General features: G+C 71.6%; 16 protein-coding genes and 7 tRNA genes. 10 read left to right on the top strand and 13 right to left on the bottom strand.

The features are described from left to right. Positions 1-88: 88 nt before the first annotated feature. From thrS to TNCT6_RS26045, 3 genes are all read right to left on the bottom strand, one after another. Complete coding sequence (thrS, locus tag TNCT6_RS26055; protein WP_141362707.1) at positions 89-2065, bottom strand: threonine--tRNA ligase; 1977 nt, start codon at positions 2063-2065, stop codon at positions 89-91. 131 nt (positions 2066-2196) lie between these two features. Further along, on the bottom strand, positions 2197-3432 hold the full coding sequence (locus TNCT6_RS26050; RefSeq protein ID WP_141362705.1) for a hypothetical protein: 1236 nt from the start codon (positions 3430-3432) through the stop codon (positions 2197-2199). Then, positions 3429-3995 (bottom strand): DUF4365 domain-containing protein, encoded by a 567-nt coding sequence (locus tag TNCT6_RS26045; RefSeq protein WP_141362703.1) that lies wholly within the window; start codon positions 3993-3995, stop codon positions 3429-3431. The genes TNCT6_RS26050 and TNCT6_RS26045 overlap by 4 nt, the downstream gene beginning before the upstream one ends. A 181-nt stretch (positions 3996-4176) precedes the next feature. On the opposite strand from TNCT6_RS26045, the gene TNCT6_RS26040 reads away from it, so the two are divergent. Next, on the top strand, positions 4177-4905 hold the full coding sequence (locus tag TNCT6_RS26040) for a 3'-5' exonuclease (protein WP_141362701.1): 729 nt from the start codon (positions 4177-4179) through the stop codon (positions 4903-4905). Between the two features lie 269 nt (positions 4906-5174). Here the strand turns inward: TNCT6_RS26040 and TNCT6_RS26035 are convergent. From TNCT6_RS26035 to TNCT6_RS26020, 4 genes are all read right to left on the bottom strand, one after another. Beyond that, positions 5175-5246: transfer RNA gene (locus tag TNCT6_RS26035), tRNA-Val, on the bottom strand. 39 nt (positions 5247-5285) lie between these two features. Beyond that, a complete protein-coding gene (locus tag TNCT6_RS26030; RefSeq protein ID WP_141362699.1) occupies positions 5286-5732 on the bottom strand; it encodes an SRPBCC family protein in 447 nt (148 codons plus the stop codon). Positions 5733-6056: 324 nt separating this feature from the next. Next, positions 6057-6128, bottom strand: a tRNA-Val gene (locus TNCT6_RS26025). An 81-nt stretch (positions 6129-6209) separates the two neighbouring features. After that, positions 6210-6674 (bottom strand): TIGR02611 family protein, encoded by a 465-nt coding sequence (locus tag TNCT6_RS26020; protein WP_141362697.1) that lies wholly within the window; start codon positions 6672-6674, stop codon positions 6210-6212. Between the two features lie 192 nt (positions 6675-6866). Between TNCT6_RS26020 and TNCT6_RS26015 the strand changes: the two genes are divergently transcribed. Together TNCT6_RS26015 and TNCT6_RS26010 are read left to right on the top strand one after the other, a co-directional pair. Continuing rightward, the gene (locus TNCT6_RS26015; RefSeq protein ID WP_004002642.1) at positions 6867-7280 is read left to right on the top strand and encodes an SsgA family sporulation/cell division regulator; all 414 of its coding nucleotides are present in this window, start codon (positions 6867-6869) and stop codon (positions 7278-7280) included. A gap of 235 nt (positions 7281-7515) precedes the next feature. Continuing rightward, complete coding sequence (locus tag TNCT6_RS26010; RefSeq protein ID WP_141362695.1) at positions 7516-8076, top strand: CGNR zinc finger domain-containing protein; 561 nt, start codon at positions 7516-7518, stop codon at positions 8074-8076. 101 nt (positions 8077-8177) lie between these two features. Here the strand turns inward: TNCT6_RS26010 and TNCT6_RS40020 are convergent, their stop codons facing one another. Both TNCT6_RS40020 and TNCT6_RS26005 read right to left on the bottom strand, forming a co-directional pair. Beyond that, positions 8178-8330, bottom strand: a complete 153-nt coding sequence (locus TNCT6_RS40020) for a hypothetical protein (protein ID WP_172633024.1) — start codon at positions 8328-8330, stop codon at positions 8178-8180. A gap of 138 nt (positions 8331-8468) precedes the next feature. Further along, positions 8469-8915 (bottom strand): hypothetical protein, encoded by a 447-nt coding sequence (locus TNCT6_RS26005; RefSeq protein WP_141362693.1) that lies wholly within the window; start codon positions 8913-8915, stop codon positions 8469-8471. A 191-nt stretch (positions 8916-9106) separates the two neighbouring features. Here TNCT6_RS26005 and TNCT6_RS26000 point away from each other — a divergent pair, with 191 nt between their 5' ends. Continuing rightward, positions 9107-9637 (top strand): DsbA family protein, encoded by a 531-nt coding sequence (locus tag TNCT6_RS26000; RefSeq protein WP_172633023.1) that lies wholly within the window; start codon positions 9107-9109, stop codon positions 9635-9637. Between the two features lie 47 nt (positions 9638-9684). Here TNCT6_RS26000 and TNCT6_RS25995 read toward each other — a convergent pair whose 3' ends face one another. From TNCT6_RS25995 to TNCT6_RS25985, 3 genes are all read right to left on the bottom strand, one after another. Next, entirely contained in the window at positions 9685-10509 is an 825-nt protein-coding gene (locus TNCT6_RS25995; RefSeq protein WP_141362689.1) for a GNAT family N-acetyltransferase, read from the bottom strand. 265 nt (positions 10510-10774) lie between these two features. Beyond that, positions 10775-11596 (bottom strand): aminotransferase class IV, encoded by an 822-nt coding sequence (locus TNCT6_RS25990; protein WP_141362687.1) that lies wholly within the window; start codon positions 11594-11596, stop codon positions 10775-10777. Further along, entirely contained in the window at positions 11593-12645 is a 1053-nt protein-coding gene (locus TNCT6_RS25985) for a chorismate-binding protein (RefSeq protein WP_141362685.1), read from the bottom strand. Before TNCT6_RS25985 ends, TNCT6_RS25990 begins: the two co-directional genes overlap by 4 nt. 178 nt (positions 12646-12823) lie before the next feature. Between TNCT6_RS25985 and TNCT6_RS25980 the strand changes: the two genes are divergently transcribed. The 5 genes from TNCT6_RS25980 (at position 12824) to TNCT6_RS25960 (ending at position 13287) form a co-directional block, all read left to right on the top strand. After that, positions 12824-12896, top strand: a tRNA-Gly gene (locus tag TNCT6_RS25980). 38 nt (positions 12897-12934) lie between these two features. After that, positions 12935-13008, top strand: a tRNA-Cys gene (locus TNCT6_RS25975). A gap of 1 nt (position 13009) precedes the next feature. Continuing rightward, a tRNA-Val gene (locus TNCT6_RS25970) sits at positions 13010-13081 on the top strand. 25 nt (positions 13082-13106) lie between these two features. Then, positions 13107-13178 (top strand) — tRNA-Val (locus TNCT6_RS25965). A 37-nt stretch (positions 13179-13215) separates the two neighbouring features. After that, positions 13216-13287, top strand: a tRNA-Val gene (locus TNCT6_RS25960). Positions 13288-13513: 226 nt separating this feature from the next. Here the strand turns inward: TNCT6_RS25960 and TNCT6_RS25955 are convergent. Beyond that, positions 13514-13708, bottom strand: a complete 195-nt coding sequence (locus TNCT6_RS25955) for a hypothetical protein (protein ID WP_141362683.1) — start codon at positions 13706-13708, stop codon at positions 13514-13516. Between the two features lie 569 nt (positions 13709-14277). Here TNCT6_RS25955 and TNCT6_RS25950 point away from each other — a divergent pair. Next, entirely contained in the window at positions 14278-15645 is a 1368-nt protein-coding gene (locus tag TNCT6_RS25950) for a serine/threonine-protein kinase (RefSeq protein WP_172633022.1), read from the top strand. Positions 15646-15670: the final 25 nt, after the last annotated feature.

Below are 15670 nucleotides of genomic sequence, written 5' to 3'. Positions count from 1 at the left end.
GTGCAGCATATGGCGTGCGGCCTGCGGGCAGGCAAAGGCCCCCGGGGATACCCCGGGGGCCTGAAGACCTATGTCGCTGGGCGCCGCATCACACCTGTACGCGGCGCTCCACCACGTCGAGGAGCTTCGCCAGCGCCTCGTCACGCGGAATGCCGTTCTCCTGGGAACCGTCGCGGTAGCGGAACGACACCGTGCCCGCGTTCATGTCGTCGTCACCGACGATGATCATGAACGGCACCTTGAGCTTCTGATGCGTCCTGATCTTCTTCTGCATGCGGTCCGAGGAGGAGTCCACCTCGACGCGCAGGCCCTTCTTCTTCGCGTCCGCGGCGAACTTCTGGAGGTACTCCACGTGGGCGTCGCCCACCGGAATCCCGACCGCCTGGACGGGCGCCAGCCACGCCGGGAACGCGCCCGCGTAGTGCTCCAGCAGGACCGCGAAGAACCGCTCGATGCTTCCGAACAGCGCGCGGTGGATCATGACCGGGCGCTGCTTGGTGCCGTCCGCGGCCGTGTACTCCAGGTCGAAGCGCTCTGGCAGGTTGAAGTCGAGCTGGACCGTCGACATCTGCCAGGTGCGGCCGATCGCGTCCTTGACCTGGACGGAGATCTTCGGGCCGTAGAACGCCGCGCCACCCGGGTCCGGCACCAGCTGCAGGCCCTGCTTCTCGCCGACCTGGCGCAGGGTCTCGGTGGCCTCCTCCCAGACCTCGTCGGAGCCGACGTACTTCTCCGGGTCCTTGGTGGAAAGCTCCAGGTAGAAGTCGGTCAGGCCGTAGTCGCGCAGCAGGTTCAGCACGAAGGTGAGCGTCTTGTCGAGCTCGTCGGCCATCTGCTCGCGGGTGCAGTAGATGTGCGCGTCGTCCTGGGTGAAGCCGCGGGCACGGGTCAGGCCGTGCACGACACCCGACTTCTCGTAGCGGTAGACCGTGCCGAATTCGAAGAGCCGCAGGGGCAGTTCCCGGTACGACCGCCCGCGCGCGTCGAAGATCAGGTTGTGCATCGGGCAGTTCATGGGCTTGAGGTAGTAGTCCACGCCCTCGTCGAGCTGCATGGGCGGGTACATGCCCTCGGCGTACCAGTCCAGGTGGCCCGAGGTCTCGAAGAGCTTCCCCTTGGTCGCGTGCGGGGTGTAGACGAACTCGTAGCCCTCCTCCTCGTGGCGGCGGCGCGAGTAGTCCTCCATCACCCGGCGGATGATGCCGCCCTTGGGGTGGAAGACCGCCAGGCCGGAGCCGATCTGCTCGGGGATGGAGAACAGGTCCAGCTCGTTGCCCAGCTTGCGGTGGTCGCGCTTCTCGGCCTCGGCGAGGAAGTCCAGGTGCGCCTTCAGCTCGTCCTTGGACGGCCAGGCGGTGCCGTAGATGCGCTGGAGCTGCTTGTTCTTCTCGTTGCCGCGCCAGTACGCCGAGGCGTTGCGCATCAGCTTGAACGCCGGGATCAGCCGGGTGGAGGGCAGGTGGGGACCGCGGCAGAGGTCCTTCCAGCACAGCTCGCCGGTCTTGGCGTCCAGGTTGTCGTAGATCGTCAGCTCGCCGGCGCCGACCTCGACGTCCGCTCCGTCATCGTGCGAAGCCGACCCCTTGAGACCGATCAGCTCCAGCTTGTACGGCTCGTCGGCCAGCTCCTCGCGGGCGGCCTCGTCGGTGACGACGCGGCGGGAGAAGCGCTGGCCCCGCTTCTGGATCTCCTGCATCTTCTTCTCGATGGCCTTGAGATCCTCGGGCGTGAACGGCTTCTCGACGTCGAAGTCGTAGTAGAAGCCGTCCCTGACCGGCGGGCCGATGCCCAGCTTGGCCTCGGGGAAGATCTCCTGCACGGCCTGCGCCATGACGTGCGCGGTGGAGTGGCGCAGGATGTTGAGGCCGTCCTCGGAGGAGATCTCGACGCCCTCGACGGTCTCGCCGTCCTCGATCTCGTGGGCGAGGTCCCTGAGTTCGCCACCGACGCGCGCGGCGACGATCGAGCGCTCGCCGGCGAAGAGGTCGGCGGCCGTGGTGCCCGTCGTCACCGTGCGCTCTTCCCGCTCGGAATCGCGTTGGATGATCACACGGACGTCTGACACCGGTCTCTCCTGACTGCAGGTGGGGTGCGGCGCCATACCTGGAGCGCGCGCATGACTGGGATCGTACCGACCCCGGGCCCGTGACCGCGAAACGATTACGCACGGTCCACGGTCGGTCGCGGTCGTCCGCGTCAGTCGCGGTCGTCCCCGCCGCACGCCTCCTCGAAGCAGTCCGTGTCCTTGGCGTTCTCCTGCAACGACTTCATCAGCCGGTCCCGCTCCTCGTCGTCCACCTGCACGGGTACGACGCCGGAGGCGCCCGTGAGCCGGCGGAAGCCGCCGCGGCTCTCCAGCCGTCCGAGCACCCGCACGGGCAGTCCGACGAGGTGGGCGTGCCCGGCGATGCGGTAGTCCTCCTCGTCCAGGGTCGCGCGCACGTACGGCACTTCTGCGCCCGCGAGCACCCGCAGCCGTACGGTGCCCTCGCCGCGTGGTTGCGCTCGGCGCAGCCGCACCACGGTGCCGGTGATCCGCGCGGGCACCGACGGTTCGGCGTGCAGATAGCGGGCGCCCGCCTCACGCAGCACGGGCAGGTCGCCCGGCGAGAACTCGACGGCCTCTGCGGCGGCCGCGCAGGCCTCGGGGACGCCCGCGGCGGGCGCCCACTCGACGGCGACGCGCGCGCCCTCGGTGCCGCGGACGAGGGCGGCGACGGCCTCGGTGAGCTCACGGCTGGCGCCCGCGCGGACGGCGCCGTCGAAGGCGTCCATGGCGCCGGTGGCCCGGCGGTAGTCGACGGCCTCGCGGACGGCGTACAGGGCCTGGTGGAGGCATACGGCCAGGGGGCGTCCGGGGTCGACGGGGACGAAGGCGGTCAGGCCGCGGCCGTCGGCGGCGGAGCCGACGAGGACGTGGTCCAGGCACGCTGCGGCCGTACGCCGGTGGCGGGCGCCATGGTAGCCGGCACGCGCGCGTGTGGCGAGCGCGGCGGCGAGCAGCATCTGCCGGGCGGCGCCGCGCAGCCGTTCCTCGACGGTCCAGCCGGCGGCGTCGGCAGGCCCCTCCGGCACGTCCCGCCACCAGCGGATCTCGTCGCTGGGCAGGCTGAGCGCGACCAGTACCTCGCGCGCGGAGGGTGTGCCGCTGCGGGCGAGGGCGTCCAGTGCCTCGCCGAGCAGGTCGTCGCTGTCGGGGAAGGCGCGGCTCTCGGGCACGAGCAGGCTGGTGCCGGCGCCGCCGGGGCCGGGCGGGGTCCAGCGGCCGTAGCGGCCGGCGGCGCCGCCGCGCCGCTGCCAGCCGTGCCGGCGCAGCAGGGCCCCGAGGACGGCGGGGTCGACGTCGGAGGGCGCGGGGAGGCGGTTGCGGTGGGCGCCGACGGGGTGCGGTCGCACCGGTCGCAGCGGCTGGTCGAGGGGGCGGTGTGTCATGGTCTGCCTCCCGTCCCGACCCGCGTCATGATCTCGCACAGGGCCCGGTCGTCGAAGATGCGCGAGGTCGGGATCCGCACGGTGGTGCGGTGCCGGCCGGTGACGGGGTGGCCGGCGAGGTTGACCCAGTAGCAGCAGTGTCTGAGGTCGAGCCGGTCGTGGCCGGCGCGCAGCCACTGGTCCTGCGACCGGGGCACGATCATCACGACGAGGATCTTGTGCACCGAGACCGGGGTACGGGCGAGTTTCGCCAGGTGGGCGTTGTCGAGCGTGAAGGAGAAGAACCGGCCCGGGGGGTTGGGCGGTACCTGGTAGGTGCACTTCAGCTGCACCTTGATGGTCACCTCGTCGTCGACGGTGTGACCGGGGGCGCTGTGGCTGACGTGCCAGTCGATGCCGTTGTCGGGGAAGGGCTGCGACAGCGAGCAGCCGGCCGCCGCGGCGACCGCGTGCAGATAGCCCACCTGAAGTGTCTCCATGCAGGCGGTGGTGGCGAGTGTGCCCCGTGGGGCGCTCGCGCGCTCGGGCAGCAGCCCGCCCCGCTCGGGCTGCGCCATCACCATGACAAACAGCCTTCCACGATTGGTGAATCCCCGCTGCGGGCGCGTGAACTGCAAAGACCCGCACTCCTGTTGTGTCCTTCCGGCGTACGGCGCAAACAGCCCGGGTATCACCAAACGGGCAGAAGGCGAACGCAGGAGACGCCGCGTCAGCTGCCCGGGTGGACCGAGGAGTTGTGGGCGTATGACGTGCTGGTACGAGGGGCCTCTGGCCGCGTTCGACACGGAGACGACGGGCGTCGACGTCGAGACCGACCGCATCGTGTCGGCCGCCGTCGTCGTCCAGGACGGCCCGGGCTTCCGGCCGCGGGTTCACCGCTGGCTGGTGAACCCGGGCGTGCCGGTTCCGGAGGCGGCGACGGCGGTGCACGGGCTGACCGACGAGCACCTCCAGCGCAACGGGCGCTGGCCGGCGCCGGTGGTGTACGAGTTGGCCGAGGAGCTGGCGGAGCAGGCCGCTCTGGGGCGGCCGCTGGTGGTGATGAACGCGCCGTTCGATCTGACGCTGCTGGACCGGGAGTTGCGCCGCCATCGGGCCTCGTCGCTGGAGCGCTGGTTCGAGGCGTCGCCGCTGCGGGTGCTGGATCCGCGGGTGCTGGACAAGCATCTCGACCGCTACCGCAAGGGCAGGCGCACCCTCACCGACCTGTGCGCGCACTACGGCGTGGCCTTGCAGGACGCGCACGACGCGGCGGCGGACGCCCTGGCCGCGCTGGAGGTGGTCCGCGCGCTCGGCCGCCACTTCGCGGCCCGCCTGGAACAGCTGACCCCGGCGGAACTGCACACGCTGCAGACGGGATGGCACGCGGCGCAGGCCCGCGGTCTTCAGGCGTGGTTCGCCCGCAGCGGGACGGAGGAGACGGTGGACCCGTCGTGGCCGCTGCGTCCGGACCTGCCGGCGGCGGCCGCCTAGTGCTGTGGCCGGGAAGGTTTGCCGGGAAGCTCGCGGCGTCCGGTGCTGGGGGCACCTCCCACGCCGTTCAGGCAGTGGGGGAGCATCGCAAGGCGGAGCATTGCCCGCGTACTGGATGTACTCGGGTGATGCGACAACGCGGCGTGGGGGTACCCCCGGCCGAAGGCTGGGGGAGTGCCGTGCCGGGCGTCGCGAGCCGGTGAACCTTTCCGGTCACAGCACTAGGCATGTGAAAGGCCGGTCCGCCTGTGCGGACCGGCCTTACCCGGTGGGCGATACTGGGTTCGAACCAGTGACCTCTTCGGTGTGAACGAAGCGCTCTCCCACTGAGCTAATCGCCCGGGAACGCACTGAACCATACAGGCCCGCGGCGCGTTCGTTCAAACCGCTTCCAGGTGGGCGGCCAGTCCGCGTCGTCCGGCTCGCATCATCAGCCGGTGGTTGGCGCGGAAGAGGGGCCGGCCGGGCACGGCGAGCCGCCTGAGCAGCGGTTTGTTCACGTCGACGATCTGGTCGTAGCGGGCGAGGGTGCCGGTGCCGTGCGCGGTGAGCGTCCAGCGCGCCCAGCCGTCGACGTCCCCGGTGAGCGCGGCCTCCAGGACTCCGGCGGCCGGCTCGCGGCGCACCTCGCGCGCGGTGAAGGTCAGGTCGTGGGGCAGGAGGGAACGGATCCGGATGACGCCGGTCGCCGGGTCGGTCCGGGTCACCTCGCGCACCTGCCGCCACCAGTGCGGGTAGTCCTCGACCCGCTCCAGCGCCCGGTAGACGGCGTCGGGCGGTGCGGGCAGGGTCCACCGGGTGCGGAAGCGGTAGTGGGTCCAGTCCATGGAACGAGTCTGGCCCGGACGCCCGCGGTTCGGGATCTCTTCTTCCGTACCCATGAAGAAAGGTGACGGCGTTTTGGAAAAGGTCCGGGGATTTCCTCCGACGGCGTCCGGCACTTCTCCCGGAATGGGACATAGTCCCGGAAGTCGGCCTTCTCCTTGATCCTCAAATACTTCTTCGGGAAGAACGGGACGGAGAGGGTCGACTTCTCGGCGCGTTCGCCGGCGCTCCACTCAGAAGTAACGGATCGTCACCGCGCTCTCTGGCGCCTCAGACATAGACCAACGGCCCGTCCGCGTGATCGCAGACGGGCCGCCGGTTCCGGGTGGGCGATACTGGGTTCGAACCAGTGACCTCTTCGGTGTGAACGAAGCGCTCTCCCACTGAGCTAATCGCCCGGGCACAGAGAGAACATTACCGCATGTCAGGGGATGCCCGGGACCACGGCCCGGCGAGCAACGGGACGCCACCCGCCGCGTTCAGCGGCCGCCGACGCCCCAGGGCGGCACCAAACCGAACCTCCAGACGTACACCCCGACCAGCGCGGCGACGATCACCAGGCCGATCAGGGTAAGCGCGATGTTGCGGCGGCGCACCTCGGGGTCGAGGGCCTGCTGGGCTGCCTCGGTGACCTTGCGCTTGGTCCAGCGCAGCACCAGCTGGGCCCAGACGAACTCGGTGGCCCAGATCGCCATGCCGCCGAAGATCACCAGCCAGCCCGGTCCGGGCAGCGCGAGCATGACGACGCCGGCGATCACGACCAGGAGTCCGACGAGGAAGATCCCCACCTGCCAGCCCAGGTGCAGCACGCGGCGTGACCGGACGAACGCGGGAGCCCGCGACCCCAGCCCCCGCCGGCCCCGCGCCTCCTCCGCCTCCGCCTCGACCTCCGCCCCTTCCGGCTCCTCGGCCGACTTCTGCGGTTCGTCACTCCCCGTATTCATACGTTTCAACCGTACCGGACGAGAATCCGGTCACCGGAATGGGCGTACCGTACGAACACACCCTCGGCCGGAAGAGTTACGTAAAGCCAAGCAAAACACTCAGAGGGGTTTACAACGGCACCGTAGGTGGCATGTCGATTTCGCCGACGTGCGAATCCCCGAGCGCACACTGAGCGAAAGGCCCTGGCGCTTATGAACACCACGGTCAGCTGCGAGCTGCACCTGCGCCTCGTTGTATCGAGCGAGTCCTCTCTGCCTGTCCCCGCAGGCCTGCGGTACGACACGGCCGACCCCTACGCCGTGCACGCCACCTTCCATACCGGAGCCGAGGAGACCGTCGAGTGGGTGTTCGCCCGCGACCTCCTCGCCGAGGGGCTTCACCGACCCACGGGTACCGGAGACGTCCGTGTCTGGCCTTCGCGCAGCCATGGCCAGGGCGTCGTGTGCATCGCCCTGAGCTCTCCGGAGGGCGAAGCCCTGCTCGAGGCCCCTGCGCGGGCCCTGGAGTCCTTCCTGAAGCGAACGGACGCGGCCGTGCCCCCCGGCACGGAACACCGGCACTTCGATCTGGATCAGGAGCTGTCGCACATCCTCGCGGAGAGTTAGGAGCAGGCCCGTCGAAACCCTTCAAGCTGCCCGTCGCCGTCCACTCGGGGAGACGGCTCGGGCCAGGACAACCGCATACGCGAACACATCGGCACCGGTCTCCCGCGGGGGCTGGTGCCGATGTGCTCGCGTGGCCGCAGCGGCGGCGCCGTGAGCTGCTCGGGGGCGCGTGGAGCCACTACCATCGGCCTGCATCGGCGGGCGTGTGCCCGATCCCCAGGTCAGGGAGCGAAACGTGCTGATCACCCACGACACCCGGTGCGCGCTGGACACCGTGGTGGATCTGGTGAACACCGCACCGGAGGACGACGGGGCACCGGACGGGCTGGAGGACGTCGCGGCGCTCGCGGATTTCGTGGCGAACCACAAGATGAGCGATGTGGGTGTGCTGTCGGAGTTCGATCTCTCCGCAGTGCGCAGGATCCGCGGCCGGTTCGCGGGGATCTTCGCGGCCCCGGACTGCCGGACGGCCGCGGGCATGATCAACGAGCTGGTGGCCGCCGCGGGCACCACGCCCCGGCTGACGGACCACGACGGGTACGACTGGCACGTGCACTACTTCGCGCCCGGTGCCTCCGTGGCCGACCACCTGGCCGCCGACTGCGGGATGGCGCTCGCGTTCTTCGTGGTGGCCGGGGAGCGGGAGCGGCTGCGGCGCTGCGAGGCTCCCGACTGCCGGCGTGCCTTCGTCGATCTGTCCCGCAACCGCTCGCGGCGGTACTGCGACAGCCGTACGTGCGGCAACCGTCTGCATGTGGCCGCCTACCGGGCGCGCCGCAAGGAGGCGGCCGGCTGAGCGGGGGGGGCCGGGTGACGGACCTGTCCGGGCCGTCCCGGCGCCGTGCCGATGGTTGTCGTGGTCCCCGGCGGGTGACGCCGAGGACCCACGGATACGGCTCACAGCAACAGCAGGTCGTGCAACGAAGCCATGAGCAGCAGACACCCGATCACCGCAAGGAAGATCATCAGCGGCGGCTGGGAAAGGGCGAAGAGACATCCGCGCGGCTCGTCCTGCTTCGGCGCGGACTCGCTCTGTGTCGTGTCCACCATCTCGGGGCGATGATGACGCAGCCGCCACGGCTGACGCGATCAACACACCAGGATTGTGCGGGAGTCAGCCGGATTCCGTGATCTTCGGTCCGCTTCGGCGCGGACCGTGATCACTTACGGGCGCACCCATGATCACCGTCATATGCCGTGCTTCTTCAGGATCGCCTCGATGTCGCTGAAGTCGTCCTCGCCCCCGGACGCCGCCGGCTTCGCGGCGGGCCGGCCGGAGGTGCGGGCGGCCGGTCCCAGGGACGGCGCCGACGCCGCCGGAGCCACCGCTCCCCGCTCCGCCGTCCGGGTCGTCTCCTTGCGCTCCGTGCGCGTGCCGCCGCGGCGGCGCTCCACCGCCCGGGTCGTCGCGAAGAGCAGCCAGGCGGCGCCGAGCAGGCCGAATCCCGCCCAGGCGGTCGGGCTGAGGGCGGTGTCGGCCAGCCAGCCGACGATTCCGGTCATCGCCAGGCCGACCGGGATCAGGGAGTAGGCGGCGATACGGGCCGCGGCGAGGAAGCGCCGCCGGTACGCCGTGACGGCGGCGATGCCCAGGCCGGCCGCGGAAACGGCGGAACATACGGTCTCGGCGATCATCCGGTCCTCCAGGCAGGCTCACCGGTCGGGGTGGTTCGTCCCTTCCATCCTGCACCGCCCACCGCCGGGGAGGCCATGTTCCGGGCGGACTTCAGGGGGATCTCCGGGTCGTCTCCTCCGCAGGTCCCGGTGGGGCGTACGACGTGTGATCCCGGTTGGGGCGCCCGCCAGGGGCCTGGGAGACTGTCCCCATGAGCGACTCCTCCCCCGCCCACGCCCCCGTCCCGGTCCTCGACGTCTGGTGCGAGCTCCAGTGCCCCGACTGCCGTACCGCGCTCGATGACCTGCGTGCCCTGCGTGCCCGGTACGGCGACCGGCTGGAGCTGCGGCTGCGGCACTTCCCGCTGGAGAAGCACCAGCACTCCTTCGCCGCCGCGCAGGCCGCGGAGGAGGCCGCCGAGCAGGGGCAGGGGTGGCCGTACGTGGAGGCGGTGCTGGGCCGGGTCGAGCGGCTGGCCCGCGAGGGCGAGCCCGTCCTGATCGAGGTGGCACGTGAACTGGGCCTGGACGCCGAGGAGTTCGACACCGCGCTGATCGACGGCCGGCACATCCTGATCATCGACGCCGACCAGGCCGAGGGCAAGGCGATCGGCGTGACCGGCACGCCGACGTACGTGGTCGGGGGCGAGCGCCTGGACGGCGGCAAGAGCCAGGAGGGGCTGCGCGAGCGCGTCGAGGAGATCGTGGACCGGCTGCTGGCCGAGGCCGGGCAGGGGAACTGACCGGCCCGTCCGTCGCCCCCGTTCGCACGGAGTGCCGAAGCGGTTCCTCAGAGCAGTTCCTTGTAGACGGCGCGCAGCACGGGCCGGTAGCCGAGGGACTCGTACAGCCGCTCGGCCGGGGTGTTACCCGCGAAGACGTTGAGGCCCAGGACGCTTCTGCCCGCGGCCAGCGCCTGGGCCTCGGCCAGCAGCATCAGGGAGCGGCCGTGGCCCCGGCCGCGGAAGCGCTCGTCGGCCTCGACGTCGTAGACGAAGGCCCGCTCCTCGGTGACCGCCACCCACAGCGTGCCGACCGGGGTGCCCTCGTGCTCCAGGACGCTGAGCACCATGCCCGGGGTGTCGGGGCCCTGGGGCAGCAGCCGGGCGTGGTCCTCCTCCGACTTGGCCCATGCCTCGTCGGCGGGCACACCGCGGTCGATCCAGCTCTGCGCGTAGCCGCGCTTGCCGTCTTCGAGCCACGGGCCGTACTCGGCCGGGGTCATGGGCCTGCCCCGGCTGCCGGCGGGCAGTTCGGGCGCGGTGGCGTCCAGCCGCTTCTCCATGGTGCGGTTGCGTTCGACGTAGCCGAGCGCCGTGACCAGCCGGACCGCGGCCTCGGTGTCGGCGGGCACGGCGGCCTCGATCCGCTTGCAGCCCCAGCCGCGCACCACCTCCTCGGCGGCGAGCGCGGCCACCGTGCCGCGGCCCCGGCGGCGGTCCGGTTCGTCGATGTGCAGGTCGAGGACCCGGGCGACGGAGGGCCCGAAGACGGGGTGCGTGGCGAGGTGTATCCCGCCGACCGGACGGCTGTTCACGCACACCTGGTAGCGGCGTGAACGGGTTCCGTCGGCGTTCTGCTGCAGCGGCTCGGTCGGCCGCAGGGTCGTGGTCATCAGGGATGTTCTACCCGCTGCGGCACGACGCGGCAGCCGATTATGGCCCGCGTGTGCGGATCCGGACCGCCGTGTCCAGGGTCTTTCGTTTGGATCAGGCCGGATCAGGGAGCGGGGTCCGGTGCCGTGCATCGCACGGCGGAGGAGGGCGGCAGGGCTCCGCCCTGCCGACCGACGACAACGCGGCTGGGGATACCCCCTGCTCGAAGAGCTTGGGGGAACGATGCCAGGCCCCGCGAGCCCGGCATGATCCAAACGAGAGGCCCTAGGGGTCCAGTCGGTGTGCCGAGCGTTCGTCGAAGATCCGCATGGCCTTGGCGGTCACCGGGCCCGGGGCGTCCGGCAGTTCGCGGTCGTCGACACGGTGCACGGCCTGGATGTCGCGCAGGGTGGAGGTGAGGAAGACCTCCTCGGCCCGGCTCAGGACGTCCAGCGCCAGGTCGGTCTCCTTCGCGCCCGTCCACTCGATCGTGAGGGCGCGGGTGATCCCGGCGAGGCAGCCGGAGGCGAGCGGCGGGGTGTGGATCTCCCCGTCGAGGACGACGAAGACGTTGGAGCCGGTGCCCTCGCAGAGCCGTCCGACGGTGTTGCCGAACAGGGCCTCGGTGGCGCCGTGTTGGTGGGCGCGGGCGAGCGCGACGACGTTCTCGGCGTACGAGGTGGTCTTCAGGCCGGTGAGGGCGCCGCGCTCGTTGCGGGTCCAGGGCACCGTGACGGCGGCGGTGGAGTCGGGGCGGCGGGTGGTCTCGCCGAGGGCGACCAGCAGCGTCGGGCCGTGGTCCCCCCGGTCGGAGCCGAGGGGACCCTGACCGCCGGTGTAGGTGATGCGCAGCCGGCCCAGCGGCATCGGGTTGGCCTCGAGCACGGCGGCGCAGGCGCGGCGCAGCTCGTCGTGGTCGGGGTCGGGCAGGCCCAGGCCGCGGGCGGACCGGGTGAGCCGGTCCAGATGACGGGTGAGCGCGAACGGCTTGCCGTCGAGCGCCTTCACCGTCTCGAAGATGCCGTCGCCCACGGTCAGCCCGTGGTCGAACGCGGAGACACGGGCGGACTCGATGTCCCGCAGCGCGCCGTCGAGCCAGATCTTCACCGTTGCAGTCCCTCTCCACTTTCCTCGTACGTGCCTGACGCTACCGCGAGCAGCCGGGCCGCCTTCAGCTCGGTCTCCCGCCACTCGCCCTCGGGGTCCGAGTCCCAGGTGATCCCGGCACCGGCGCCGAAACGCAGGACGGACGTGCCGGCGGCGCGGTCGATCCAGAAGGTGCGTATGCCGACGGCCAGCTCGCCCGTACCGCGGTCGGCGTCGACCCAGCCGATGCCGCCGCAGTAGGGGCCGCGGGGCGCGGTCTCCAGCGCGTCGATGATCCTGACGGCGCTCGACTTGGGGGCTCCGGTGATCGAGCCGGCCGGGAAGGCGGCGTCGAGCAGCTCGGGCCAGCCCGCGCCCTCGCACAGCTCGCCGCGGACCGTGGAGACGAGGTGGACCAGTCCGGGGTGTTTCTCGACGACGCACAGGTCGGGGACGGTGACGCTGCCGGTGGCGCAGACGCGCCCGATGTCGTTGCGGACCAGGTCCACGATCATCACGTTCTCGGCGTAGTCCTTGGCCAGGAGTTCCGCCTCGGTGCGGGCGGTGCCCTTGATCGGGCCGGACTCGACGGTCCGGCCGTCGCGGCGCAGGAAGAGCTCGGGGGACGCGGTGGCGATCTCCACCCCGTGCCCCGGCAGGCGAATCGTTCCCGCATACGGTGCCGGGTTGCCGCGGGCCAGTACGGCGGTCAGGGCGTCCACGTCGGCGTCGGGGGCGACCGGCGCGCCGAGCACGCGGCAGAGGTTCACCTGGTAGACCTCGCCGGTCGCGATGTGCTCGCGGACGCGGCGCACGCCGGCCGTGTACGCGGCGTGGCCGAGGGAAGAGGTCCAGTCACCGGCCGCCGGGCCGCGCCACCGGCCCGGGACGGGAGCGGGGACGGGTTCCTCCCGCACGTCACGGAAGCGGGCGCAGGTCAGCCGGCCCTCGTAGTCCGCGGCGACGGCCCAGAAACCGCTGGAGTCCAGGGCCGCGGGATCGCTGGTGACATCGGTCAGGCCGGTGGCGACACGGTCGCCGAAACGGGCAAGAGGAGGCAGGTCGAGCACGCCGTCGAGTCTATGGCGGGCGCCGTCCCGGGCGGTCCGGGCGTGTCGTTCCGGGCCCCCGGCCGCGTCGCCGAGCGGGCGCAGCGCAGCACGCTGCGCAAACGCGTTTTTGTACTGGCCCGGGAATCCGCTAGAGTTCAACACGTCGCCGGGCCGCGCAAGCGGACCGAAACGACAGGCGGACGTAGCTCAGTTGGTAGAGCGCAACCTTGCCAAGGTTGAGGTCGCGAGTTCGAGCCTCGTCGTCCGCTCGTAGGAAGAGGGGATCTCCCGGATCCCCTGTACTCCTGGTGGAGTGGCCGAGAGGCGAGGCAACGGCCTGCAAAGCCGTCTACACGGGTTCAAATCCCGTCTCCACCTCCAAGGACGATTAGCTCAGCGGGAGAGCGCTTCCCTGACACGGAAGAGGTCACTGGTTCAATCCCAGTATCGTCCACTGGATCTGCCGAAGATCCTTACCCGCGCGATTAGCTCAGCGGGAGAGCGCTTCCCTGACACGGAAGAGGTCACTGGTTCAATCCCAGTATCGCGCACACGGATCGTGATCCCTACCCGTGATCATGATCTTGAGGACGATTAGCTCAGCGGGAGAGCGCTTCCCTGACACGGAAGAGGTCACTGGTTCAATCCCAGTATCGTCCACACACCACGAAGCCCCCGGCCGTCGCGTACGGCCGGGGGCTTCGTCGTTCCACGTGATCGGGGCCGGGGTTCCACGTGACCGGGCCGGGCCGCGGGGGCACAGGGCAATGCCGGCGCAGCTCCCCAGCTGCGCCGGCATTCTGCCGTCCGCCGCACCCCCGTCCCCACGGGGTTTCATGGATGGATGTCCCCGCCCGGACCGCTCTTCCGGGCCTGGGGTCGCCGCTCAGCGCCCCAGCATCACACCCACGGACGACGCCTGTGTGGCCACTGTGTTCCAGCCGTCGAAGACGAGCAGGAGCAGGGCCGCCAGGGGAAGGGCCATCAGCGTCGCCACCAGGGGGTGGCGGCGGCCCGTACGGTGGGGGCGCGTGAGGCGCTCCTGTGCGCGGAGCAGCGTCCGCGGTGCCGTCAGGGCCATGGTCCCTCTCCTGACCGTCTCGGTTGTCGTTGGCAGCGGCGGGTGCTTGACCTCGGGGGACGAGTGCCGCACCCGCCGCTTGACCTCAAATCTAGGTGCGCGGCGCATCCGGGGCGTCATGCCCTCGTACCGATTGGAGGGCCTCCCGGAGGATGAGCCGTGCGCCGGGGACTACTCCCCTGGGTGGAGACATGTCTCCGGGCCTCGGGGTCTTCCCGGAGGGGTCGCCCGCGGCACCGCCGCCCTCACCGGTCACCGGATGAGCCGCCCCCGCTGTGCGTGACTTCGCTCACCTCGGCCGCACCCCGGCGCGGGGCCCGCTCCCCCCGGCGGCGGGGCCCGTCCGCCCCCGGCCCCCACGGCCGCCCGGCACAGGTCCAACCTCCTTCCCCCTGCGGGCGGTTGGGATCTGGAAGGACCACAAGACGGGCTCGCCCCAAGCGTGTTGACCGCCCGTCAAATCCGCTGTCTCGCGCGGACAATCGATGGGGTCGAGAGGGCGCGGCCTCTGCGCGCCGGCGGTCCCGGATACGTAAGCTGTGGCTCGTCACAGGGACCGGGCAGCGGGGATGAACATGGCGATGATGCGCCTGAGGCGCGAGGACCCGCGCGTCGTCGGCTCGTTCAGGCTTCACCGACGGCTCGGCGCGGGCGGGATGGGCGTGGTCTACCTGGGCTCCGACCGCAAGGGCCAGCGCGTGGCGCTGAAGGTCATCCGGCCGGATCTGGCGGAGGACCAGGAGTTCCGCTCGCGGTTCGCGCGCGAGGTCTCGGCGGCGCGGCGGATCCGGGGCGGGTGCACGGCGCGGCTGGTGGCCGCGGACCTGGAGGCGGACCGGCCGTGGTTCGCCACGCAGTACGTGCCCGGGCCCTCCCTGCACGACAAGGTGGCCGAAGAGGGTGCCCTGCGCGCGGCGGAGACGGCGGCGATCGGGGCCGCGCTGTCCGAGGGTCTGGTAGCCGTGCACGAGGCCGGGGTGGTGCACCGTGATCTCAAGCCCTCCAACATCCTGCTGTCCCCCAAGGGGCCGCGGATCATCGACTTCGGCATCGCGTGGGCGACCGGAGCCTCCACGCTCACACACGTCGGCACGGCGGTCGGCTCTCCGGGCTTCCTCGCCCCGGAGCAGGTGCGCGGCGCCGCGGTCACCCCGGCCACCGACGTGTTCTCGCTGGGGGCGACCCTGGCCTACGCGTCGACGGGCGACTCGCCGTTCGGGCACGGCAGTTCCGAGGTGATGCTGTACCGCGTGGTGCACGAGGAGCCGCAGCTGCACGGCGTGCCGGACGCGCTCGCTCCGCTGGTCCGGGCGTGTCTGGCGAAGGACCCCGAGGAGCGCCCCACCACGCTGCAGTTGTCGCTGCGGCTGAAGGAGATCGCCGCGCGCGAGGCTCAGGACCTGGACGAGGCGCGGCCCCCCGCGCCGCGTGGAGCGGAGGCTGACCGGTCGACGGGCCCCCTGGTCGACAGCTACCCGGGACGCCGGCGAACCGGTCAGCCCGAGCAGGCGCGGGGCCGGCGTCGTCCGCCGGGCACCCCCGCCCCACAGGGCGCGGTGCCTCCGTCGCGGGGCGGCACGTCGTCCCGCACGGGCGGCTCGTCCCGGGGCGGCGGTCCCTCCCGTACGGGCGGTTCGCGCCCGGCACCGGCGTCCCGGGGCGGTTCGCGCTCGGGCAGCGGCAGCCGTCCGGTGCGGCGCGACGGCGCCGGGCAGACGGGGCCGCGCGGCACGTCGAGCGGCCTGCGGCCCGCCAATCCGAGGCTGCTGCGGCAGCGTCTGATCGTGTTCGTGGTGGTGACGCTGCTGGTCGCGCTCGGCATCGCGGCGGCGCAGGGCTGCCAGGGGCCCGCGCGGGGGCTGGGCGGCGACGGCCACGGCGTCCGGGAGCAGCGGCACGCGCAGACGACGGAGGCACCGTCGCCACGGCAGCCGTAGGGGACGGCGGGAGTCGCCGGGGAGG

Source organism: Streptomyces sp. 6-11-2, from assembly GCF_006540305.1.
GTDB lineage: Bacteria > Actinomycetota > Actinomycetes > Streptomycetales > Streptomycetaceae > Streptomyces.
The sequence above is the reverse complement of the archived record's forward strand: the minus strand, read 5'-3'. Positions and strand labels throughout refer to the sequence as shown.

Bases quoted from the DNA above. Each gene is read 5' to 3' on its own strand.
- TNCT6_RS26050 (WP_141362705.1), bottom strand. From the start codon at position 3,432: ATGACACACCGCCCCCTCGACCAGCCGCTGCGACCGGTGCGACCGCAC.
- TNCT6_RS26045 (WP_141362703.1), bottom strand. From the start codon at position 3,995: ATGGTGATGGCGCAGCCCGAGCGGGGCGGGCTGCTGCCCGAGCGCGCG.
- TNCT6_RS26040 (WP_141362701.1), top strand. From the start codon at position 4,177: ATGACGTGCTGGTACGAGGGGCCTCTGGCCGCGTTCGACACGGAGACG.
- TNCT6_RS26030 (WP_141362699.1), bottom strand. From the start codon at position 5,732: ATGGACTGGACCCACTACCGCTTCCGCACCCGGTGGACCCTGCCCGCA.
- TNCT6_RS26020 (WP_141362697.1), bottom strand. From the start codon at position 6,674: ATGAATACGGGGAGTGACGAACCGCAGAAGTCGGCCGAGGAGCCGGAA.
- TNCT6_RS26015 (WP_004002642.1), top strand. From the start codon at position 6,867: ATGAACACCACGGTCAGCTGCGAGCTGCACCTGCGCCTCGTTGTATCG.
- TNCT6_RS40020 (WP_172633024.1), bottom strand. From the start codon at position 8,330: ATGGTGGACACGACACAGAGCGAGTCCGCGCCGAAGCAGGACGAGCCG.
- TNCT6_RS26005 (WP_141362693.1), bottom strand. From the start codon at position 8,915: ATGATCGCCGAGACCGTATGTTCCGCCGTTTCCGCGGCCGGCCTGGGC.
- TNCT6_RS26000 (WP_172633023.1), top strand. From the start codon at position 9,107: ATGAGCGACTCCTCCCCCGCCCACGCCCCCGTCCCGGTCCTCGACGTC.
- TNCT6_RS25995 (WP_141362689.1), bottom strand. From the start codon at position 10,509: ATGACCACGACCCTGCGGCCGACCGAGCCGCTGCAGCAGAACGCCGAC.
- TNCT6_RS25955 (WP_141362683.1), bottom strand. From the start codon at position 13,708: ATGGCCCTGACGGCACCGCGGACGCTGCTCCGCGCACAGGAGCGCCTC.
- TNCT6_RS25950 (WP_172633022.1), top strand. From the start codon at position 14,278: ATGAACATGGCGATGATGCGCCTGAGGCGCGAGGACCCGCGCGTCGTC.